Source organism: Spirosoma luteum DSM 19990 (assembly GCF_000374065.1).
Taxonomy (GTDB): domain Bacteria; phylum Bacteroidota; class Bacteroidia; order Cytophagales; family Spirosomataceae; genus Spirosoma; species Spirosoma luteum.
Window position 1 is genome coordinate 97,774 of sequence record NZ_KB893312.1, and the last position, 23,635, is coordinate 121,408.

General features: G+C 46.5%; 18 protein-coding genes. 12 read left to right on the plus strand and 6 right to left on the minus strand.

All coding sequences use genetic code 11. From position 1 onward, the window contains the following. Nucleotides 1-71: 71 nt before the first annotated feature. The gene (gene mdh, locus B156_RS0127415; protein ID WP_018623009.1) at nucleotides 72-1,013 is read right to left on the minus strand and encodes a malate dehydrogenase; all 942 of its coding nucleotides are present in this window, start codon (nucleotides 1,011-1,013) and stop codon (nucleotides 72-74) included. A 192-nt stretch (nucleotides 1,014-1,205) separates the two neighbouring features. Between mdh and B156_RS30135 the strand changes: the two genes are divergently transcribed. The 7 genes from B156_RS30135 (at nucleotide 1,206) to B156_RS30140 (ending at nucleotide 6,919) form a co-directional block, all read left to right on the plus strand. Next, a complete protein-coding gene (locus B156_RS30135; protein ID WP_018623010.1) occupies nucleotides 1,206-1,673 on the plus strand; it encodes a YkvA family protein in 468 nt (155 codons plus the stop codon). A gap of 204 nt (nucleotides 1,674-1,877) precedes the next feature. Next, nucleotides 1,878-2,078, plus strand: coding sequence for a Sec-independent protein translocase subunit TatA/TatB (locus B156_RS0127425; RefSeq protein WP_018623011.1), 201 nt, complete (start codon nucleotides 1,878-1,880; stop codon nucleotides 2,076-2,078). A 176-nt stretch (nucleotides 2,079-2,254) separates the two neighbouring features. Next, on the plus strand, nucleotides 2,255-3,706 hold the full coding sequence (gatA, locus tag B156_RS0127430) for an Asp-tRNA(Asn)/Glu-tRNA(Gln) amidotransferase subunit GatA (RefSeq protein WP_018623012.1): 1,452 nt from the start codon (nucleotides 2,255-2,257) through the stop codon (nucleotides 3,704-3,706). Nucleotides 3,707-3,779: 73 nt separating this feature from the next. Next, on the plus strand, nucleotides 3,780-5,321 hold the full coding sequence (locus tag B156_RS0127435) for a lytic transglycosylase domain-containing protein (RefSeq protein WP_018623013.1): 1,542 nt from the start codon (nucleotides 3,780-3,782) through the stop codon (nucleotides 5,319-5,321). Between the two features lie 138 nt (nucleotides 5,322-5,459). Further along, entirely contained in the window at nucleotides 5,460-6,056 is a 597-nt protein-coding gene (ruvA, locus tag B156_RS0127440; protein WP_018623014.1) for a Holliday junction branch migration protein RuvA, read from the plus strand. 364 nt (nucleotides 6,057-6,420) lie between these two features. Continuing rightward, nucleotides 6,421-6,690 carry a CHAT domain-containing protein gene (locus tag B156_RS31670; RefSeq protein WP_281167544.1) on the plus strand — a complete coding sequence of 90 codons (270 nt, stop codon included), beginning with the start codon at nucleotides 6,421-6,423 and terminating at the stop codon, nucleotides 6,688-6,690. Next, nucleotides 6,665-6,919, plus strand: coding sequence for a CHAT domain-containing protein (locus B156_RS30140; protein WP_040586460.1), 255 nt, complete (start codon nucleotides 6,665-6,667; stop codon nucleotides 6,917-6,919). The genes B156_RS31670 and B156_RS30140 overlap by 26 nt, the downstream gene beginning before the upstream one ends. 275 nt (nucleotides 6,920-7,194) lie before the next feature. Here B156_RS30140 and B156_RS0127455 read toward each other — a convergent pair whose 3' ends face one another. Beyond that, nucleotides 7,195-7,515: a hypothetical protein gene (locus tag B156_RS0127455; protein ID WP_018623017.1), complete on the minus strand. Its 321-nt coding sequence runs from the start codon at nucleotides 7,513-7,515 to the stop codon at nucleotides 7,195-7,197. Nucleotides 7,516-8,927: 1,412 nt separating this feature from the next. Here B156_RS0127455 and B156_RS0127465 point away from each other — a divergent pair. Together B156_RS0127465 and B156_RS0127470 are read left to right on the plus strand one after the other, a co-directional pair. Further along, the gene (locus tag B156_RS0127465; protein WP_026261100.1) at nucleotides 8,928-9,539 is read left to right on the plus strand and encodes an RNA polymerase sigma factor; all 612 of its coding nucleotides are present in this window, start codon (nucleotides 8,928-8,930) and stop codon (nucleotides 9,537-9,539) included. 1 nt (nucleotide 9,540) lies between these two features. Next, on the plus strand, nucleotides 9,541-10,338 hold the full coding sequence (locus B156_RS0127470) for a tetratricopeptide repeat protein (protein WP_018623020.1): 798 nt from the start codon (nucleotides 9,541-9,543) through the stop codon (nucleotides 10,336-10,338). A gap of 719 nt (nucleotides 10,339-11,057) precedes the next feature. Here the strand turns inward: B156_RS0127470 and B156_RS0127475 are convergent. Next, the gene (locus B156_RS0127475) at nucleotides 11,058-13,844 is read right to left on the minus strand and encodes a CHAT domain-containing protein (RefSeq protein WP_018623021.1); all 2,787 of its coding nucleotides are present in this window, start codon (nucleotides 13,842-13,844) and stop codon (nucleotides 11,058-11,060) included. 60 nt (nucleotides 13,845-13,904) lie between these two features. After that, nucleotides 13,905-14,732: a hypothetical protein gene (locus B156_RS0127480; RefSeq protein ID WP_018623022.1), complete on the minus strand. Its 828-nt coding sequence runs from the start codon at nucleotides 14,730-14,732 to the stop codon at nucleotides 13,905-13,907. 610 nt (nucleotides 14,733-15,342) lie between these two features. Here B156_RS0127480 and B156_RS0127485 point away from each other — a divergent pair. The 3 genes from B156_RS0127485 to pyk all read left to right on the plus strand — a co-directional run bounded on the left by B156_RS0127485 (nucleotide 15,343) and on the right by pyk (nucleotide 22,069). Then, a complete protein-coding gene (locus B156_RS0127485; RefSeq protein WP_018623023.1) occupies nucleotides 15,343-17,793 on the plus strand; it encodes an ABC transporter permease in 2,451 nt (816 codons plus the stop codon). A gap of 57 nt (nucleotides 17,794-17,850) precedes the next feature. Next, the gene (locus B156_RS0127490) at nucleotides 17,851-20,280 is read left to right on the plus strand and encodes an ABC transporter permease (RefSeq protein WP_018623024.1); all 2,430 of its coding nucleotides are present in this window, start codon (nucleotides 17,851-17,853) and stop codon (nucleotides 20,278-20,280) included. A 352-nt stretch (nucleotides 20,281-20,632) separates the two neighbouring features. Then, on the plus strand, nucleotides 20,633-22,069 hold the full coding sequence (pyk, locus tag B156_RS0127495) for a pyruvate kinase (protein WP_026261101.1): 1,437 nt from the start codon (nucleotides 20,633-20,635) through the stop codon (nucleotides 22,067-22,069). Nucleotides 22,070-22,282: 213 nt separating this feature from the next. Here pyk and B156_RS0127500 read toward each other — a convergent pair whose 3' ends face one another. Further along, entirely contained in the window at nucleotides 22,283-22,780 is a 498-nt protein-coding gene (locus B156_RS0127500) for a DUF5606 family protein (protein WP_018623026.1), read from the minus strand. Nucleotides 22,781-22,878: 98 nt separating this feature from the next. Then, a complete protein-coding gene (yihA, locus tag B156_RS0127505; protein ID WP_040586461.1) occupies nucleotides 22,879-23,493 on the minus strand; it encodes a ribosome biogenesis GTP-binding protein YihA/YsxC in 615 nt (204 codons plus the stop codon). Nucleotides 23,494-23,635: the final 142 nt, after the last annotated feature.

The following is a 23,635-nucleotide window of genomic DNA, read 5'->3' on the forward strand; positions in this document are numbered from 1 at the left end:
CGTATTACATGAAAAATCACCGCCAGGCATCTGGCGGTGATTTTATTCCTAAACCAATAACTTAGCATTTACTACACGCCAATGTTTAGCGTGCTCAGAACATTATTCATGTTCCGAACGGCATCGGCCGACTTGTTAAAAGCAGCCTGCTCTTCGTCACTGAGTTTGTAGTCAATAATTTCTTCCCAGCCGTTGCGGCCCAGTACGACCGGAACGCCCATGCAAATATCCGACTGACCGTATTCGCCTTCGAGCAATACGCAGGATGGAATTACCCGCTTCTGGTCGCGAACGATGGCTTCCACCATATAAGCACCTGCCGCACCCGGTGCATACCAGGCAGAAGTACCAATCAGGCCCGTTAGCGTTGCGCCACCCACCATGGTATCGGCTGCTACTTTTTTCAGCGTTTCGTCGTCCAGGAAGTTGCTGACGGGCACACCCGCTTTAGTAGCTAAACGTGTAAGCGGAATCATCGTTGTATCGCCGTGACCGCCAATGACTGAAGCCTGCAAATCATTGGGGGAGCATTTCAACGCCAGCGACAGATAGGTTTTGAACCGGGCTGAATCAAGAGCACCGCCTAAGCCAATAACCCGATTTTTAGGAAGACCCGACGACTTCAGAGCGAGATACGTCATGGTATCCATCGGGTTCGAGATAATAATGAAAATAGCATCGGGCGAGTGTTTCAGAATATTTTCCGTTACTCCTTTCACAATCCCGGCATTGATACCAATCAAGTCTTCGCGGGTCATGCCCGGTTTGCGCGGCAGGCCCGACGTGATAACTACTACGTCAGAACCCGCGGTTTTTTCGTAATCGTTGGTGGAGCCGGTCAGCTTGATGTCGCAGTCGAGCAGGGTCGATGCCTGTAGCATATCCAGTGATTTGCCTTCGCTGATACCTTCTTTAATGTCCAGGAGAACAACTTCGTGAGCCAATTCCCGGCGGGCGATGTTATCGGCACAGGTGGCTCCAACGGCCCCGGCGCCTACTACGGTAACTTTCATATAGTATTCAGAATTATAGGATTAACAAGCAGGCGCAAAAGTACTGCCCTCATGTAAGACAACCCAATCTCGTTAGAATAAAACTTATGGGGGTGATTGATGGTTTATCTATCAAGTAGCGGATAAATGGTTAGATAGTGATTCCTGACTACTTTAATAGAACGTTAAGTAGTCTGTCAGTCGATAAACTCAATGAAAAACAAAAGTCTGATAACGCGGATCTTGTCCTCTATTTTCTTCAAAAAAGCGAATGTAGGGGCTGCCCGTTACGCCCGCGATAAACGAAGTCTTTTTGAGTTAGTGCGGGAAGCATTGGCTAAAAGTGGCAGCTTATCGGGTGCCAATTTTGCTACATTTCGGGACCAGTTGGGCATTGTCACGCGTTTGGTAAGGGCCTACGCATCAGGAGAATACCGGGAGTTGCCCTGGAAAACGCTGCTCCGGATTATTGCGGTTTTGGTTTATTTTGTGTCACCTATCGACATTTTACCCGACTTTTTACCCATAGTAGGTCTCAGCGACGATATTGCCCTGATGTTATGGTTATTTAGTGGTATAAAGGATGACATTGAGAAATTCCGGCAATGGGAATTTTCAACAGCTAATCAACCTCAGGCAGCTACAGCGCCCAAGCGGATGGAAACCATCAAAATTGGCTGATTTTTACGTATTCCAGCTTTGATTTTTACTGTTCAGGGTTCTTCCCCATTAAAGAAAATTGACGATGATCTTGAGGAGAACTTCAGAAATTTTAACGGGTGAGCACAAAACTAAACGGTTGGTTAGCGCGTAAGTTTCACTAAGGTTTAATAGATTGTACAAGAGAGTTTTGTTAATTTTGCATACATTCAAATCACAAAAGATATGATTTCGGCAACCATTTTTGCAATTATGGGTTTGGGCGGCCAGGAAATGATTCTCATTTTCCTCGCTCTACTCCTGCTGTTCGGCGCTAAGAAAATCCCTGAACTGGCACGTGGCCTGGGTAAAGGCATCAAAGAGTTTAAAGATGCTACCAAGGATGTTCGCGAGAACATTGAAGATAGTTTGAAAGAAGAAAAGTAATATAAGTGATAGTCAGCAGACAATCAGGTGGTTCTAAACAGGGCCGCCTGATTGTCTGTTTTTATTAGTTTGCATGAGATATATGCGGCAGGATGTATAATATAGTAGTATCTCCAGCGAAAAGCAACTACACATCATACAATTTACCTTGTGTATCCTATTTCATACATTAGTCTGTGTCCCTCTACCGTAGCTACGCTTCTGTTCAGTCTGATCTCAAAACAGGCACCATCACCTGCCGCCAGCTGGTGGAACAATACCTCGCCCGAATTCGGGAAAACCAACACCTAAACGTTTTTACGGAAGTCTATGCCGATGAGAGTCTGACCCAGGCTGATATCGTTGATCAGAAACTGGCGGCTGGTACAGCCGGGCGGCTGGCTGGTATGGTCATTGGCCTGAAAGACGTATTAAGTTTCGCTGGTCATAGTGTCAGGGCTGGTAGCAAGATACTGGATACGTTCACTGCGCAGTTTACGGCCACTGCCGTGCAACGACTGCTGGATGAGGATGTTATTGTTATAGGCCGTCAAAATTGCGATGAGTTTGCCATGGGCTCGTCCAACGAAAATTCATCCTTCGGACCTGTTCTCAACGCAGCCGATACGAGCCGGGTACCCGGCGGGTCGAGTGGCGGGTCGGCCGTAGCGGTGCAGGCGGGACTTTGCCTAGCCAGCATTGGGTCTGATACGGGCGGGTCAGTTCGGCAGCCAGCCGCTTTCTGTGGCGTAGTAGGCCTTAAGCCTACCTATGGTCGTGTTAGTCGCTGGGGTTTGATTGCCTATGCCTCTTCTTTCGATTGTATCGGCCCCATTGCTAACACGGTCGATGATGTTGCTCTCCTGCTCGAAATCATGGCCGGCCCTGATGAATTCGATAGTACTGTATCAAGCCAACCTGTTGCGAATTATTCAAAAGCTACACTACCGGATTCTCCCCTTCGAATTGCTTATTTGCAGGATGGCGTACTGAGTGAGGGCGTTGATGAATCCATTCGGAAGGCTACCCAACTTAAACTAGATGCTCTCAAAGCCGCAGGGCATGTGGTAGAACCGGTCGATATTTCCCTTTTAGATTATCTGTTGCCAACCTATTACATTCTGACCACCGCCGAAGCATCCTCTAACCTGTCTCGTTTTGATGGCGTACGCTATGGGTATAGGAGTAAACCATCGAATGATACACCAGTAATGGATCTTTTGTCGTTGTACAAAAAAAGTCGTACAGAAGGGTTTGGAGATGAGGTGCGTCGGCGGATTTTACTGGGTACGTTTGTACTTAGTGCCAGCTACTATGATGCGTATTACACGAAAGCCCAACAGGTACGGCGATTGATTCGGGACGAAGCCGAACGCCTGTTTGAGCAGTACGATTGTTTACTCTCGCCTACTACGCCCACAACAGCGTTTCGGCTGGGGGAGAAAACCGACCGGACCGTCGGAGCAGACCCGCTGCAAATGTACCTGGCCGACATTTTTACGGTGCAGGCTAACGTAGTAGGATACCCGGCAATATCGATACCAAATGGTACCGATTCGACGGGTTTACCTATTGGATTACAACTCATGGCCCCCGCTTTTGCTGAAGAGAAGTTGGTAGCTATGGCGAAGTTATTGCAGGATTTATAGCGCTGTGAAGCAGTACATCGAGGAAAACGGATAGTGTAATTATAAAAATTCGTAAATAAACCCGTAGTTTGATATGACTTATCTGAACCGTAGCCTGTATAAGTTGGGGCTGGTGAGTGTGGTGGTGGGAATGGTAACTGTATCCCGCGCCGAGACTACGATTCACAAGGACACTACAATTGTCAGTAAGGATACGGTGGTGCTGGTGACCACTGTTCCCGATAGCTTAATTCGCGAAAGACTGGCAAAGTTGCAGAAAACCATTCCGCTAAATTATCATACCGCTGTTCAGGGTTATATCGATCTCTTCGTTTTTCGTCGGCCTGCTTACGCCCAAACTATGCTGGAGCGTATGCCTCTCTTCTTTCCGCTGTATGAGCGATTTCTAAAAGAGTACGGTTTGCCGGATGAATTGAAATACCTGTCTATTGTTGAGTCGGCTCTGGACCCCCGGGCGGTTTCCCGGTCGGGAGCAGGTGGGCTTTGGCAGTTTATGCCCGGCACCGGGCGCGAAATGCGCCTGTACCAGGATGATTACATAGACGAGCGAATGGACCCGGTAAAAGCGACCGAAGCCGCCTGCAAATACCTGCGGGATTTGTATAATATTTTCGAAGACTGGGAACTGGCAATGGCCGCTTACAATTGCGGACCAGGCGCTGTAAAACGAGCCATGCGCCGTACAGGAGGAGATTCGTTCTATACTATTTACGATGCGCTACCCAAGGAGACCCGTGGGTATGTGCCGCTATTTGTTACGTTCACGTATATGATGAATTATGCGAATGAACATGACATTGTGGCTCAAAAATACGAGTATCCCATTCCGCACGACACGGTTCAGATAACGGGCTATTTCAACCTCGAGACGTTTGCCAAACACAGTATGATGCCGCTGGCCGATTTGCGAAAAATGAACCCGGCTATCACCACCACCATTCTGCCTGATTACACAAATCGGTACTCTCTGCGGGTTCCACGACAGCAGTACAGTTACTTTGCTACCAATCGCCGGGCTATTATGGATTCGGCCAGTCGGCTACCTTACCGAATGGATCATGTTCTGCTAGCTCATACCGAAGACGTCCGCTATGGGACTGATTCAATGGGGATATGGACGTCGCTCAACCAGAATCCACTGGCCAAAGCACACCTAGAAGAAGCGATTCTGGCTTCATCGGATGTCGATAGCGACACTGACGAAGAAGAAACCAGGCCGGCCGTCAGCCGCAAATTGCGCAGCCAAACCTATACAGTCAGAAAAGGTGACAACCTTGGCGATATTGCAGACCGCTATGAGGTAGATATAGACGATCTCAAACACTGGAATCAATTAAGTTCCACTACCCTTCAGCCAGGACAGGAACTGGTCATTGGGGCAGAGGTAGAAGCCCGGTCCGAACGGCTGGTGAATGAGCGCAAGGAGCAAACGACCAGAAAGAAAGAAGTTGCGGTTAAGGCCAAACAGTACAAAATCCGCTATCATCAGGTACAGCGTGGTGACACCCTCTGGAATATTGTTCGTCGGTACGATCTAACCATCGAACAGCTCAAGAAGATGAATCATATTAAAAATGATGCACTTCGGCCGGGACAGAAGCTGATTGTTGGGTAATAATTCCCTGCTCAAAGACGGTTTAAATTTAACCGATATTCATGGAAAACGGAACCCACACTTTACCAAAAAGTTGTGGGTTTTTCGTATCTTTACTTATACTTAACAGGCTTGTTCATAAGCCTTTCATACCTACGAATGATTGCTTATTTAGATGGGGTTTTGTCCTACAAAGAACCTACTCACATAATTATTGATGTAAATGGAGTGGGTTATATGGTTCATATTTCACTACAGACCTACTCCATTCTGCCCGGCGGTGGTGACCGGGTAAAACTCTTTATCCACCATCTCTTCCGGGAGGATAATCAATTGCTATACGGCTTTGCCAATGCCGATGAGAAATCGCTTTTTCTGGATTTGATTGGTGTTTCCGGCGTAGGCCCCAATACGGCTTTGGGTATGCTCTCGGCTATGCAACCCGGCGATTTGCGGTTGGCTATTCTGGGCGAGAACGTTCGGGCAGTGCAGGCTATCAAAGGCATTGGTGCCAAAACCGCACAGCGCATCATCCTCGAACTCCGTGATAAGATGAAACGGGCGGGTGTAGTACCAGGTGGCCCAACCTACAAACAGCAACCAGCCAGCAACGTAGTTTGGGATGAGTCTTTAGCTGCTTTGATGGCCCTGGGCTTCCCTAAAGCAACTGCCGAGAAAAGCGTTAGCGATGCCCTACAGGCTGACCCTGCCCTAACGGTAGAGGAAGTAATCCGTCGGGCGTTACGTTCAGCCTGATGGCGTCAATCAGTTGAGAACGCTCTATCCTGATATCAGGCTTTTAGACCCACTACTGCGATAGAGCGGTTTCTTTCGTTTCAACTCGATAGCTGCTTCTATGTCGTTACGATTACTAAAATGAAGCAATGAAAACATAGTGGTTGGTGGTCTACATTTTGACAGTGGAGACCACCAACCACTATGTAAACGCGGTGCGGCTGCTACCATCGACGAAGCAGGGCCCGGTCTAACACGACCCCGGTTCCTACATCTATCGCAAAGGCACCCACTTCGTGTGATATCTCTTTTTCGGCGGGTGGCAACATCGATGGATGATGACCTCACGTATAAAAACATGATGAGTGCAAAACTCTAGGGAGGTATTCAATACGATTCGACGTGGACAGCGCGTGATTCGTGGCCTTTTCTACCCGGCACACAGCGGGAAGTGGAAGAAATCGGGCACTTTATCGGACCGAAGGCAATAGTGATGATGGGCTTATCCGCTACCGAAAAGAATCCCAAAGCGCAGTCGGGTCAACAGCCGACAGTATTGCATCTGGCAATGCATGGCTTTGCTTTTCCTGACCTATCCGTAGCGTTGAACGACACTACGCCGGGTGGTAATGCGTTCCGTGTATTCTCGGGGTAGCGAAGGGGTATTTGGCTTGCAACGGGCCTTCAAAATGGCCGGTGCCGGGTATCTTCTCACCGGTTTGTGGCCCGTATCCGATCAGGCTACCAGTGACCTAATGACCCGGTTTTACCGAAACTGGAAGCGGTATAAAATAATCTGGACGGCTTTTCAGCAAACTCAGCAACAAATGCGACAACAGTACCCACCCTCCATTTGGGCTTGGTTTGTACTGATTAAACAATAAAATGGAGAAGCTCTGGTCCTGCCAGATTTCCAGATTAATGAAAAGCCTACTCTAGCCTATGGAGTTAGAAAACCCCTCCGCTTAGAGGAAGGTGTACTCAGGAGCGTGGTATTTCACCATTACACACCCGGAATCTGTGGTGTATAGTGGTGGAAAATAATAGACACGAAGCCTTGACAAAGGTGGCTTTATACTCTAAAAGTAAGAAGGGTAGCTGGATCGTGATCCAGCTACCCTTCTTACTTTTAGAACACTTCGCTATGCGTCGACAAATGTTAATTAACCCCAGCGGCTTTCTTCTTTTTAGCTTTAGCGATCGCTTTAATTTCCTTGGAATCAGCCTTCAGCTCTTTCTTTTCGGCCTTATCCATTTTCTTTTCAGCCTTAGCCATTCTGGTTTTTGGATCTGAGATGCCTTTTACCTCTAATCCTTTACTCGTTGCAGCATTGGTCTTGAGTTCCTTTGCTTTGGCTACTTTCTTCTCGGCTTTCATTTCTTTTTTGGCGGCTTTCCCTTCCTGTACAGCCTGAGCAAACCCGTTTTGGGAAAAGGCGAGTGCAGCGCAAATGGATGCAGCAATCAGTGCGTTTTTCATGATGAACGTTTGTTTTAGTGAATGTATACCTACTAGTAAAAGATGTTACTAGCATCTATAAACGGACTGGTTTCACGTTTGTTTAAAAAATCTTTCAGAGACTGTTTGTCTGCCTTCGTTCCGGGCTTTTTCACTAATCAATTGCCATTAGGCGTCAAAAATAGCCGACTCATGCTGACTCAGAGTAAATACCCGTTGGGTCTTAGATAGTGAATCCAGTTCATGCGCATTGGATAAGTTGATGCTATGTGACTAACAAATTTTGTTCATGATTCTTCCAAGTAATTTTTTCAACTCATTGAGCATTAGGTTGGTGTACTCCTGAGTCGTCAAAAGTGTTAAGCCAGTATCGACCTGGTGGCGATATAGATTGATTAACGTTTTTAATGGGCTACTGGCCCGAATACAGGTCGGGCGAAGTGCTATGCTGGATACCTTAATGCCACGATTCGTCACAGAAATACACCCCATGCTCCAGAGTTACCTAAAAATAACAGTCAGGAATCCAGGCGAACATACCTTTTAGTCCTTCCTTAACACGGCTGGCCCCAAAAGGTAGCACATTTATACTGTTGATTGGCACTTGCGTTTGGGGTGAATTTTAGGTAAACCGAATACTGCGGCAGGCGAAACGGCAATATATACTGCTTAGCCACTAGAAGGGCCCAAATAGAGGGCATGAAATTACTACCCTAGCTCCGCCGACTAAACGGTTGAAAGAAGGATACCCAACATTGATGACCAACTATCATCGATGGGATGGACTGACATCCATTATTTCCAACCGAATGGTCCGTAAGCCTATTTTTATGGCTTGCCTTTTTTCGTACTTACTTACCAGTTTGACGTGAATATACTCCCAGATGCTTTCCTCGTCCATTACTTTTTGGAAGCTTTCTGGTTAGTTTTGTGCTTGGGCATTTGATAGGGAAACATTTTGCGGTTTGGTCACTACAAAATTCCTGTTTCATTAAATGCTTTTTCTAAACCCACAGATTTTCAAACAATTTTCAGGAGTTCATGGGTAGCACATCGGTCCTTCCCATAACGATTTTATGGTATCGTTCCGCGATGGACTACCGTGTCGGACTACGGTATTTTTATAAGAGATTGTTGTGCTATGGATAGGCTTAGTGTCCCGCCGGGTCAATAAAAGTAGTAGGGGTATCAGTCAGGTAATGAAATAGAGCTTAACAGCTTTTGACCGGAAAATTAAGGACGCTAAACTGGTTAACCAGTTGCTGTGTATGGTAAGTGGAAAACTGAACGAGTAAGCGACTTGCCAATAGATATCTACCCTTGAATTGATGGTGTTTATCAATGCCTTCATCGGTCTGCTTAGCTGTTTCATTTTTTTATTAATTATAGGTTACAATTTATTCTTCTGCTTCGACTTACAAACGTTAATCATTGTGCAGACAGTTAAAAATTTCTCCGATGCTGAATTAATCACGGCTCTAAAAACAGGGGCTAATATTGATAATGCTGTTGGATTTATCTATCGGAGTTACTACCGTATGTTAGAGAATTATGTACTAACAAACAGTGGAAATGAGATGGATGCTGAAGATATTATTCAGGAGGTGCTGGTTGTGTTTATTGATATTGTTCAAACACAGCGGTACAGAAATGAAGCCAGCGTCCGTTCTTTTTTATATACCCTTACCCGAAACCTCTGGATTTCAGAATTGCGAAAACGAACTAGTGACTCTAAACGAGATGGTCTTTTTGAAGAGAATAGAGAAAAGGAAGAAGAAGATGTGTCAAACTTGCTAATCTATAAGGAAGCTCAGGTACTTATCGCTGAACTTTTTGAACGGATGGGGGAAAAATGTAAACAGATTTTAACACTTTTTTACTATGAAAACTTATCTATGAAAGAAATTTTAACACAAACCAGTTACGAAAACGAGCAGGTTCTTCGAAACAGAAAATACAAATGTCTTAAGGAACTAACCGACATTATTCAACAATCACCCACCATCAGCAACAGCGTCAAATCAGCCTTACAACGATCAAAATAACATGGAAACCCTCGAATTCCTCGACCAATACATCGACAATCAATTAGTGCCCGAACAGATAGCGCAACTGGAGAAAGACCTGCAGCAGGATGCTGATTTACAACAGCTACTCGACAGCATTGTTATTTCTCGTGATGCCATCCGGTACAGAGCCTTAACAATTAAAGTTAAGGGCCTTCATCAGCAATACATAAATGAAATCAGAGCCGACCCGGGTCAGGACTATGACCAGGATGTTGTACGACCTATGCCCGTTAGCCGGGATTACTCATGGGTGCTTCGTATTGCAGCCAGCGTTTTAATTGCCCTGTTTGGGTACGGGAGCTACCAGTTCACGGCCCTGGACAAAACCCAGGTTTATACCAATAAATTTATTTCCTATCAATTGCTTACCACGCGTGGCAGAGCCGACCACTTGTCTCCCCTGCGTTCAGCGTATCTATCGGGGAACTACGGATCCGTTATCCGGCAGTTTAGCACCTTATCAGCTAAAGCCCCAATTGACTATTTTCTGACAGGAGTAGCCTGTTTGCAACAACACAAATATGCGCAGGCTATCACCCGGTTTACTGAACTTCGGGCAGTCAATAAGCAACAGCAAGTGGTTTATTTCAATGAAGAAACGGATTATTACCTTGCTCTGGCCTATCTGGGTGCAGGCAGGTTAGATGAATCATATTCCCTTTTTAAGTCTATTCACGACGCGCCACAACATTTGTTCCGTGAATCGGTAACGGAACTCGATCTTGTGAAGCTCAACGTACTTCGTTTAAAAGAAGGTTCTGACTCTGGTAAGTAAAACGGGTAGGCGGTGCTATTTCATAAATTTTCGCTGCCTGCCGATTACATTTTTACACGTCACTTCGACTTATGTACGTTGCCAGCTTCAGTAGAGCGAATGAACCATAGAATACTACTTGAATCGGCCCGATATATTCCTTGACTTTATAACACGAGTATCGCCAATTACTTAACACTTTAAGAATCTGTACTATGAAAAATAGCCTTTCGAAACACGTTACGACAACTTCAGAAGTTAACACGACTATTTTAGAATGGGTACAGGCTACCGAAGAATTCCACTGTTATCATAGTAAAATCAGTGCGATTTTACGGGACGGGAATAGCAGCAGGTATGCAGATTTAACAAGGACTTCGTCTGTAGGCAAGTCAGGTCGTGTACATAGCTTAAACAAGTTGCGTCAACACATGAATCATGTGCTTGAAATACTGATGGCCGATATGAACAATTCTCCGCAAGGCTCTCAGTACACCGACAATTGTAGCACTTCATCACGAGTAGGCAGGCTGGTAACGCACGCCCGGTTACTTAAAGAGATTAACCGAAAAATTAGTCAGGAGTTAGTGCTTTTTACTAGTTATCAGGCTTGATCTCATTTACTTTTCGCATTGAAAATCCCTGACTGGTTACTGGGCAGGGATTTTTTCAAAATAATAAGCTTGCTCAGTGGCTACTCCCCAGCTTGATTAGGTTTTGATATCCATTCCAGCTATTCATTAACCATTTCTATAACGCCATCCTAAAATTCCTATAATGCTGATTACTACTGTATAGCAGATCCAGAGCCAGTAGGGTGGAATAACCATTGTCTCATCGGGTATTCCAACAAACACCAGGTGTGACCAATACTGGGGTGAATGAAACTGGGCATACCGTCCCTCGTGCAACAGGTTGAGTTTCGCTTTTCGTAAGGCTTCAGGAAAATTGCTCCCTTGTTTTACATACGTATAAAATCGACTGCTGATAAAAGCGGTAGCGTTGTCTTCAGCTCTCCAGAGCGATGTAACAACGTTGGTACATCCCGCAGCGGAGAAAGCTCTTGATAAACTCATCACACCCTCACCACTAATAAGTTTACCACTAGCCGTTTCGCAGGCGCTTAGAAAGATAAGTTGCACACCAGACAATTTCTCATTACGTAATTCATGGGCATATAATTTACTCTCAGCCTTCGTATTGGCGTAAAATGCGATGTAAGACTGGGATGGGTCATTATTGTCGGGTACTGCGTGCGTTGCCAGATGAATAGCAGAAGCGGTGTTGGCGTATTTCAAAAAATTCGCCTTAGTGGCTTCCCCAGACCTTAGCTTTATGCCGTCCAGACCACTTATTTCCGTATCTGAAGCTGGTAAAAAAGTAAATTCGGGATTGTCAGTTTTCCCGATCAAATCAAAAGGAGCCATGGCTAACATGCGGTCAAAATTAATTGAACCTTTCTCTTCATCCTGCAAAAAAGAAGCTGCGTATTGGTACGTTATATCAAATTTTTCGAGCAGATACGCTTTATTATTGTCCATTAAAATGTCGAAGGAAAGCAGGCTAAGCTCATTATGAGGAATAATAATAAGCGAAGATACCGCCCGTAACTCACGCTCGGCCGGGCCAATCAATCTATTGTACAGAAAGCGGGCGTTGTCATATCCCTGATAGGGTAGACCGGGCGTCAGATCGCGTAATTGGGCGTTAAGGGTATGCAGAGCTATGCGGTAAGCCTTGTCTCTGGGTGATGTATAATAATGAATTCCATACTGAGTCAATACAAAACAATACACTACGTCGCCGGTCTGAAAATAGGAGAGGATAGCCCTGTTTTGTCTGAGTAAATTTTTTCGCAGATAAGGTATGTCGATACGATCGAAACTAAATTTTTTACGGCGGTAGTCAGGATAATCGAGGAGTTTATTGGCCAGCCGGGATAAGGCCAGCTCATTCTCTTCCATTGCTGCCGTTAGCGTGGACAGTTGTTGATAGTCAACCGACTTCTCAATTTTTATCAGCAGACGTGACAGATTAAACTTAAGATCCCGCTCTTTCTTCAGCAAGGAATCTGGAATATTTGCCGACAGTTTTATTTCATTTTCTTTTAGATTAATGTAAAGGGCAATGGCCTTACTTTTTTCGGCTAACAAAAAAGCTTCTTCCAGATACGATTCTTGTTTTGTTTGCTCAAACGAACCGATCATAAACGTAACGGCTTCCTGGTAAACCGGAAATATTTTTTGAACGATAAAAAGTTGAGCATCTTCCATATCGAATGATTTTTCAATATAGTCAGCTAATCTTAATGCGGCCTGATAAGTACTATTAGTAATTTCCCGATGCTGATCTGTAGGTTTTGCTACATACAACTTCTTCATGCAATTTGCTTTTGCAGCTAAACTTTCAAATAAAGCGTAGTTACGAAATCCACCCGTAGCCGTAGCAGGATTATGATAAACTACTGGATCATTAAAAGCATAATCCAGTTGAATGATTGATTGCTGATAATAACCTAACGCCGTTGGTAGTTTATTCTGTCGACAGGCTATGTCGGCCAGTAGTTTGTAGGTTATGCCAATGTGTTTATTTTTTCGGGGTGGGCTACTTGGTTGCTGATCTATCTTATAGTAATTAAGTGCTTTATTTAAGTGAGAAATAGCCTCTCTAAATTGATTTTTTTGTAGATAAACATTTCCGAGTGTATTCTCCAGAATGATACGGTTGTTACCTTCTACATCACTCACTTTTGATAAGTAATAAAATGCACTATCCGGCAGATTTTTCTCCAGGTAAATTGCTCCTAAATTGATAAATACTTCATTAATATTTACAGTGAGTGGGATGAGGCTTTTGTACATGGAGACGGCTGAATTATAATCCCCCATTCGGCGAAGTGCTGATGCAATATTACTTTTATAACTATACGCTAACGTTTTTTCTCCAGGTTGATTATTTTTTAGATTTAAGTGAACTGCTTTTCGAAAATAATTGATACTCTGCGGATAGTTTCCGGATTCATAATATAACGCGCCAAACGAATTATACAAACTTTGAGACCCTTCCTGAGCTGGGAATTTAAGTAAGATGCCTTCTGCTTTTTTAAGATAATATAACGAAGAGTCGAAGAGACTCAGAGAGAAGCAGGCAGACCCACAGTAGAGGTAAGGTTTGAAGTGGAGTGAGTCAGGAAGATTATACGCCGAACGGCAGGCAATAGCCTTCTGATAGAAGGCTATTGCCTGCCGGTGAAAACCGTAGGTTTGTTTTATGACCCCGGCTTTTTCGTAACTGTTGCAAATAATAGGTGCGTTTCTTTTTTCTGCCTTAACAACTTTAATAACCTGTAAAAATTTATGCAGTGCCAAACTATCCGTATGCGGGCTTGGGTTTGGCTTATTAAACAATGATAAGGCCTCTTTATATATACCAGAATCCTTTTTATGGTTATACGCTTCCTGAGCTAACGCATTGAATGTTATTAAATTAAAAGTAAGTGCAAAAAAAAGGGTAAACTTTCTCTTCATAGCGGTACAAGTTTTCAAATATAGAAGAAAACTCGCAGGACTATACCCCAGTGTATCTCATTAACCTACAATTACAATCTCTGGCGGACGAGGTTTTGCTCCTCCTCCGTCCGCAGCCGACCGTGCACCGGCACTCGATTGGGTAGTTGTCACGCCTACTTTTTTCAGCAAACTGGCTGGTACGTCGCTTACCTTGCTGTAATAGGTAAAGCGAAGATCAATGTGGTTGAGCGCGCCCTGACTGGCATCATTAATTTTGTAATATAGCCGAACGGTGGCCGAGGCTCCATTCGCTGGTTTAACTCCCAATACACCACTACTTAATGTTTTCTTTAAATTAACGGAACCCGTTCGAGGATTGATTGAGATGCCCTGACTTTGTAAAGTCGTACTGTTTGTCATCCCATTTACTACGTCGAAACTTAAATTGTTAGTACCAACCATAGCTGGTGCAACCCCCTTAAAGGTAGGAATAGCCAGCGTATCGTTTTGACTCAGATCGTATAACGAATTGGCAAAGTCGATCCCGGCAATTGTTATGTTGCGCGTGCAGGTGTCGGTTGTACCAGCTTTAACGTAAAAAACGGTGTATGTCAACCCTGTCTCACTTGCACTGATGTTGATAGCACCTGTGGCCGGGTCGATGACTAGCCCGTAAGGCTTAGCCCCATAAGCGCCTGCTAAAGTTGTCGTAGGCTTTACGATGTATTTCGTTGACTTATTATTAAGGTAAAAAATGGAGTCAGCATAAGCGAACTCCGAACAGGCGGTGGCGCGCAGTCCCCGATCAATTCCAGTCATCAGCCCATCGGAGGGGATGATATCTTTTTCGCAACTGCTAAGAATAGACAGCAATAGAAACCCGGTGAGTAATTTCGTGAGATGCATGAGTAGGTGTTTTTTAAAATAGTTTATTAGTAACAACAGGGGGGATTCTCTACAGAGTCGAAGTAGACACAGCATTTGTAATCTCCCCCGCTAAATAATTTCTGATAATTTGTTAGTTGCAGGGTGTATAAGATTTGATCCCTACACCAATGATCACCAAGTCGGGGATGTGCAGACAGGGCAATCCGGGACAAACTCTATTCATTATCAACACTGTTGGTCTGGGGTTGAGTATGGTTCAGACAAAAGAAATCGGCGGTTGAAAGGTGACGGATGCAAGTGTAGGCAGCATTGTCACGCTGCTGTCGAAATGGTTGCTGATGTAAGTGCTGGTTACCAGCATCAACGCATTGCCAATTGCGTGCCACACTATGCACTGCTGGTTGCAAAATTTAGAATTGACATCAAGACGCCAGAATTTCGATAAGGGGTAATCCCCTGGGCCAATTACATGAATGCTTAGGGCAACTGTCCGAATGCGTACTTACCTGTACGATTTCGGACATAAACAATGGTGTAAACGAAGGTAAGTAACTGACAGGTAGTGATTTACTTTGCTGGCATGACTTTGGTTGTTTGCCTAAGCATACTTCTCGGACCCTCAGGAGCCATGCTGACCAATTATCTGAAAATCGCCTTTCGGAATCTTATCAATAACAAGGTTTTCTCGTTCATCAACATTGTTGGACTGGCAGCCGGGCTTTCCTGTTGCATGCTCATTTGCCTGTATATCTACCACGAACTCAGCTACGATACCCAGCACAAAGACGTTGACCAACTCTACCAGATGGGGACTATATTCGTGAAACCCGACGGCGAAACAAAAACGGCAGGTTCGCCCTATCCGCTTGCCGACGCCCTGAAACTGGAATACCCGGAAATAAGTAGTACGACCCGCTTAGTTAGCCTTTTTGTCGACGATAAAACGCTGCTTCGTACGGACCAGGGAGCTAGCAAACAAACGGTTTTTTACGAAACAAATGGCTACCTGGCAGACGCTGTTTTCTTCTCGTTATTCCACTACGACTTCATCGAAGGAAACGCAAAACAAGCCCTGAATAGCCCTAACTCCATTGTTCTGTCGGAGCCAGTTGCGCAAAAATTATTCGGTAATCAATCGGCCATCAACAAAGTCGTTCATGTGGAAAGCAATACGAACGGTACGGGTAATTATTCCGTTACGGGCGTGTTTCGGCCCGGTATTGTGCCATCGCACATCGATGGCAAATTTTTTATCTCGTTTGCCGGGGGGGCGTTGAATCAGTATGTGAAAAGCCAGACTGGTATGGCGGGGAACAATTTGTTTTTCACCTACCTGAAACTAATACCCGGCACCGATCCTGAAAAGCTGGAAGCCAAGTTCCCCGCCTTCATCGAAAAATACATGCGGAAGGACTTACAGGCAGCCTCTTTCGACAAGAAACAGTTTATGACAGCTGTGAAAGATATTCACCTGCATACCGATCTACCGCAAAACGTAACGCCCAATGGCAGCCTGACCTATCTCTACATTCTGGCGTCTATTGCCTTATTTACGTTATTGATTGCCTGTATCAATTTTATGAACCTCAGTACGGCGCGGTCGGTCAGGCGGGCGGGCGAGGTAGGTGTGCGGAAAGTACTGGGTGCGCAGCAAAGTGCGCTTATCCGGCAGTTTCTGAGCGAATCGGTGCTGTTTAGTTGTTTTGCTTTCGTTCTCGCTGTCGGCCTTCTTTTTATGCTGATTCCGTTATTCGAGCAGGTATCCGGCAAAACAATGCAGTTTTCTCCCGCTCAAAACCTGACGATGTTTGGTGCTTTCTTCGGGTTAAGTCTGGTAGCGGGTCTGTTTGCGGGTAGCTACCCGGCCTTTTTCCTGTCATCGTTTCGACCTGTTCTGGTGCTAAAGGGTAAAGTGAAAAATTCTCTGGCAGTTGTCACGTTGCGCAAAGGGCTGGTTGTGGTGCAGTTTACACTATCGGTTGTACTCATCATTGCGGCTGTTGTTATTGGCAGGCAGATGAGTTACCTGCGCTCGGTCGACATGGGTTTTTCCAAAGATCAGCAACTGGTCATTCCGCTGCGCAGTACAACGGCCAAAGCCAGTTATTACGCCCTGAAAAACGCGTTGACTCAATCAACTTACATACAGTCGGTAGGAGCTGCTGCTTATTATCCGGGAATTTTCAACCCGGAAGACGGTAATTACTACGGCGAAGGGCAAAATTCCGCCGAGGCAATCCGGACGCGCACGAACCGGATTGATATGGATTACCTGACAACCTTATCCATTAAAGCCGTTGCCGGTCGGCTATTTTCGCGCGCCTTCCCTGCCGATAGCAATCAGCGCATCATCGTGAACGAGCAGGCGGTGAAAGCCATGGGGTATCGGGCAGCAAAGGAGGCTATCGGCAAAAAAACCTTCACAAACCGGGGAGAGGAGCGCGCTGAGTTCACCATTGTCGGGGTCGTCAACGATTTTCATTTCGAAGACCTGCACGTACCCATCACGCCCTATGCCTTTACGCTAAACGACAGCCCGAATTATAATTATGTGGTGGCCCATGCCAAAGCCGGAGCCATCCAACCGACGATTCAGGCCATCGAAGTCATTTGGCAAAAGCTTAATCCCGGCGAACCGTTTGAGTATACTTTTCTGGACGACGATTTTCAGAAGAACTACCTGGCCGAAAGTCAAATGTCGGCTATCGTGCGCTACTTCACTATCATCGCCATCCTGATTTCCTGCCTGGGGCTGTTTGGCCTGGTTTCCTTCAACGTTGAGCAGCGCACTAAAGAGATTGGTGTTCGGAAAGTGCTGGGCGCTTCGGTCGGCAGTATCGTGACCCTGTTATCGAAAGATTTCATTAAGCTGGTGTTCATCGCCATTATCGTTGCCAGCCCCCTAGCCTGGTACGCCATGAATCGGTGGCTACAAGGCTTTGCCTACAAAGTCGCTATCGAGTGGTGGATGTTTGCCGGAGCAGGCTTACTGGCGGTGGGTATTGCGCTCTTGACGGTAAGTTTTCAGAGCATAAAAGCTGCGCTGATGAACCCAGTTAACTCATTGAGATCAGAATAACGACCGGGGCCTGGTTACTGCTCCGCCCCCGCGTTCTAACCCCAAAACGATACAACTATGTTGAGGAACTACATCAAAATTGCGTGGAGAAATCTGCTTCGTAACAAGGTCTTCTCGTTCATTAATATTACCGGGCTGGCGCTGGGCATAGCTACATGCCTGCTCATCAGTTTGTATGTGTACCATGAGCTGAGTTACGACCGGTTTCATAAAAAAGCGGACCGTATTGTGCGCGTTACGTTCCGGGCCAACATGAATGGCAACAAAATCAACGAGGCTCACGTGATGCCGCCAACCGCCCAAAGCCTGCTGCTCGACTATCCGGAAGTGCTCGAAGCTACCCGGCTGCGGCATGCGGGCGAACTCCTGCTGACGAAAGGAAATGACCTGGTTCGGGAGAATGCCGTTGCCTTCGCCGATGCTAATTTTTTTGAGGTATTCAGCTTCCCACTGGTGAACGGGAACCCCAAAACGGCCCTGCTCAGGCCTAACACAGTGGTGATTGCCGGAAAGATGGCCCGTAAGTATTTTGGTGATACCAACCCTATCGGCAAAACGCTGGCCCCAAAAGGTAGCAAACAGGTGCTGCAAGTAACGGGTGTTATGGCGGATTTTCCGGACAATTCACACTTTCGCTACGATTTTCTGGTAGCTATGGCGGGGGTGAATGAAGCTAAAGCGACTTCCTGGATGCAGTCAGAATTTTTCACCTATCTCGTGTTGCCGGAAGGGTACGACTACAAACAACTGGAAGCCAAACTCCCGCAGGCAGTAGAGAAGTACATGGGGCCGGAGGTTCAGCAGGCGTTCGGTATGTCTTTCGTTAAATTCCGCGAAGCTGGCAACGACCTGGGCCTGAAACTGCAACCCCTGACCGACATTCACCTGCATTCCGATTTCGCCTACGACCTAAGTCCGTCGGGCGATATCCGGTACGTGTACGGGTTTGGTGCCATTGCCCTGTTCATGCTCCTGATTGCTGCCTTCAACTTCATGAACCTCAGCACGGCGGGGGCCGCCAAACGAGCGGGCGAAGTTGGCATTCGTAAAGTGATGGGGTCGGTACGAAGCGCGTTGGTTTGGCAGTTTCTGGTCGAGTCGCTGTTGCTAACGGCTATTGCTCTGTTGCTGGGCATTGGTCTGGTGTTGCTGGTCCTGCCTGCCTTCAATAGCATAACGGGTAATAGCCTGACCTTTAATTTTTTGGCTATGCCGGTGCTATTGCCGGGTTTGGTGCTGTTTGGGTTGGTAGTAGGCATTCTGGCGGGGAGCTATCCGGCCTTTTTCCTGTCGTCGTTTAAACCGATTGCCGTACTGAAAGGTGGTACGGCATTCCGGGGGGCGGGGCGGCAACGGGTGTCGCTTCGTAGTGCGCTGGTAGTAATCCAGTTTTGTTTGTCGTTCATACTCATTGTTGGTACGGTGATTGTTTCGCAGCAGCTGACCTTTATCCGAAACACAAAACTCGGTTACACTAAAGAGCGGGTGCTGGTGCTGCACGAAACGGGGCGGCTGGGCAAAAACGAAACATTGTTTCGCCAACAGCTTTTGCAGGATTCTCGGGTAATAAATGCGAGCGTTTCGGGCTACGTCCCCGCCGGACCTTCCTACAATAATAACTTCCTCGTTTACGGTGACAACAAGGCCGGGCAGTATGTGAAAGGTATCCGGTACGATGTTGATGACCGATATATTCCGACGCTGGGCATGACAATGGCTGCCGGACGTAATTTTTTCCCGGCTTTCAGCACCGATTCGTCGGGCATCATCCTCAACGAAACGGCGGCCAAACAACTTGGTTGGGGCAACAATGCCATTGGCCACATCGTTACGAGACCCAGCAACGATGGCAGCAAAGAAACATACCGCGTCATTGGCATCGTGAGGGATTTTCACTTCAGATCGTTACACGAGCGCATCACCCCGCTCATGATGACGCTGGGGGATAACAATGGTACTATCCTGGTGAACGTGAAGACGGGCGACGTAGCGAACCTGCTGAAAACGATTGGCAATCAGTGGCATGCATTTGGCGTCGATGTACCGTTTGCGTATTCATTTTTGACCGACGATTTCAACGCTGTGTACCGGGCCGAGCAGCAAACGGGTCAAGTACTGGGGCTGTTTAGCGGACTGACTATTTTCATTTCCTGTCTGGGTCTGTTTGGTTTAGCCATCTTTACTGCCGAGAGTCGTACCAAGGAAATTGGCGTTCGCAAAGTGCTGGGTTCCAGTGTAACGAGTATTGTGGCCCTACTCTCCAAAGATTTCCTGAAACTGGTACTGTTGGCCATCCTCATCGCATCGCCGATAGCCTGGTACGCTATGAGTCAGTGGCTGAAAGACTTCGCCTACAAAATTGACATCGAGTGGTGGATGTTTGCCGGAGCGGGCTTGCTGGCGGTGGGCATTGCGCTCTTGACGGTAAGTTTCCAGAGCGTGAAAGCCGCCCTGATGAACCCGGTGAAGAGTTTGCGAAGTGAGTAGCGAGATTAGCGCCGGTACAAGCCTTTTATCGTTGGCTAGCCAACGCTTGTTAACGGCAGCTCACGAATCTGGTTTTCTTTGGCTGTCCATGTCAGAAAAACATCTTACGACTTATTACCCTTTCACAAGGAACACCGTGACCCCCTGGACCGTATAGTTCTGGTAATGGCACTGACCGATGGATTAGCCGTAGTATCGCGGAACACAACATTGTATTGTACCGTGACCTTGTTGAAACGCTCTGGTAATCTGGTACACTTCCCGTAAAATTTCCGCTAATACCATCGTTTATTAGCCCATCCGGTTAATTTTGCACCGGCTTCTGGCCAATTTTGCCCAATTTTCCCATCCTATGTCTAAGAAAACCAAGATTGTTGCCACCATTGGTCCGGCTTCCGACACGAAAGAACAATTACTGGCGCTAGCCAGAGCGGGCGTAAATGTGTTCCGGCTGAATTTTTCGCACGGTACCCATGAAGATCACCTGATGCGGCTAACGCGCATTCGGGAAATAAATGAGGAATACCACTTGAACCTCTGCGTATTACAGGATTTGCAGGGACCTAAAATTCGAATTGGCAACGTCGAAAACAAGGATGGTGTTACAATTGTGCCTGGCCAGGAACTGGTCTTTACCAATGATGATATTGTCGGCACCGCCGAACGGGTTAGTACACCCTACAAAAATATGTATCGGGATGTGCATCCGGGCGAGCGTATCCTGATGGACGATGGCAAACTGGAAGTTAAAGTACTGCGTAAAGAGGGTACCGATGTAGTAACTGAGGTCGTTTACGGTGGTCTGATGAAGTCCAAAAAGGGGGTAAATCTGCCTAATACGAAGGTGTCTATGCCCGCCGTAACCGAAAAAGACTGGGCCGACCTCGAATTTGGTCTTGAGCATAATGCTGAGTGGATTGCCCTCTCGTTTGTACGCGAAGCATCCGAAATTATCGAGATAAAAGAATATATTAAGTCGAAAGGCAAGACGAGCAGGGTTATTGCGAAAATCGAGAAGCCCGAAGCAATTGCCAATATCGACGAAATTATTGCCGCTACCGACGGCCTGATGGTGGCTCGTGGTGACCTGGGCGTTGAGTTACCCGCCGAAGAGGTGCCGATGATTCAGAAGATGCTGGTTGAGAAGTGCAATAAAGCCGCTAAACCGGTTATTGTGGCAACGCAAATGCTCGAAAGCATGATTGACGCGCCCCGGCCAACCCGCGCCGAAATCAACGACATTGCCAACTCCGTTATGGATGGGGCCGATGCCGTGATGCTCAGTGCCGAAACCGCGTCGGGCAAATACCCAATCCTGGCCGTTGAAAGCATGGCCAACACCATCCTGCAGGTAGAAAAATCGACCGATAAGATTTACTTCCGCTACCACGCTTATGTGAATGAGCACCCCACCGAAAATGTCCTGAACGACAACGTGGTGATGAGTGCCTGCCGACTCGCCCGCGATACTCAAGCCCGCGCTATTATCGGCATCACTAACTCTGGCTATACGGCCGAACGGATTTCGCACCACCGCCCAAAAGGCGATTTGCTGGTGTTCTCCAATGATGCCCAACTTCGGAATACGCTTGGTTTGTACTGGGGTATTCAGGTCATTCCGTATGAGCAGGATTTGAGTCTGAGTGTTGATCAAACGGTGGAAGGCATCAAAGACATTCTTGTTAGTCAGGGGCGGTTGGATGATGGCGACATTTTCGTCAACACGCTCAGCGTACCCCTCAGCCAATCCCGCCGGACTAATACGGTGAAACTGAGTATCGTCGACTGATGTAGCGGGGCCTCCGATTGGGTGAAAAGTTGATGAGTTAATCCGTTTAAAACGTTTTGCGTTGGTCAATGACCAACAAACCAGTTAACCAATCATCCGGCCAACTGCCGATAAATACTAAAAAGCCGCGAAACCAAAGGTCATCGCGGCTTTCTCTTTTTACTGAAAATGAAGAACGGTAAGAGGAAGAATCGGTTTGTTAGTTAACCCAATTCAGGCCTTTTCTGTTTTCGATTCCTTATTTTCTTCGGCAACCGGGGGTTCGGTAGCCTCTATTTCTTCTGATTCTACGGGTTCCTCAGTGGCTACCTCAAATACTTCGGGTGCATGCTGACTCAGGATGGTGTACCAGCTAATCAATTTCTTGATGTCGGCTGTTCGAACGCGGTCACGGTCGTAAGTAGGGACAACCGATGCCATAAAGTCAGCCATTTCCTCATTCGATCCTTTGGTGTCGGTAGGAAGTTTGTCGTTGTATTTCTCCCGGACGGTAAGCAATACATCGCCGAGTGACACGGATTTCTCATCGCTATCATCATCGACATAGATGGAAATATCATTCAATACCGACACACGGGCCGTTGGCCCCATCATGGTTTTTGCTTTTTTGTCGTCTAATGATTCAACGATAACGCCGGCCCGACCCGGTTTTAAAATTCGGTAAAGGCCACTATAGCCAGCCACATTGGCAATCTGTTTTAATGCTTCCATTAGCGTGATTTTGTAAATTGGTAACGTGTAGTGTAACAGGGGTATTGCTTAAACGGTAAAGAGTGAATAGGCAAATGAGCAGAAAATGACATTCCCATTTATTTCTTTTTACCTGTCATATACGCTTCATTCAGGGGTCGGATAAACGATAAAATCTCTTCGCGACCGGCACTCGTGATGGCTGATGTAATAAAAAACTGGGGGGCTTCTTCCCATTCCTCCAGCAGGGTGGTGCGGTAATTATCAATGGTCGCCTGGAGTTTGGGACCACTGAGTTTCTCGGTTTTGGTGAAGACAATAACGAAAGGTAAACCCCGCTCGCCCAGATTACTCATGAAGTCGAGGTCGCGTTTTTGAGGCTCAATCCGGGCATCGACCAGCACAAAAATGCAGAGCAGATTAGGGCGGCTGGTTAAGTAACCGTCGATAAGAATGGCAAATTTTTCGCGTTCAGTTTTACTGACCTGAGCGTAGCCATAGCCGGGCAAATCAACCAGATACCACGACTTATCGATAAGAAAATGATTGACAAGTTGCGTTTTTCCCGGCTTTCCCGAAATTTTAGCCAGTGTTGTCCGGCTCGTCAGCATATTGATCAGCGACGATTTTCCCACGTTTGAGCGGCCAATAAAGGCGTATTCGGGCCGATTGGGTGGGGGACAAAGAGCCGGGTCGGAATTACTGACCAGGAATTCAGCTTGCTTGACGGGCATAAGTAGAAGACGGTAAAACGGCCGCAAAGTTCGGAAAGATTAAGCAGAATGGCACACGATTTGTAATTTGCATGCCCATCAATATAATTACGGATAAAACGAGCGTTTCAGGGTAGAAACGAAAAACGCCCGTTCGTGCGTT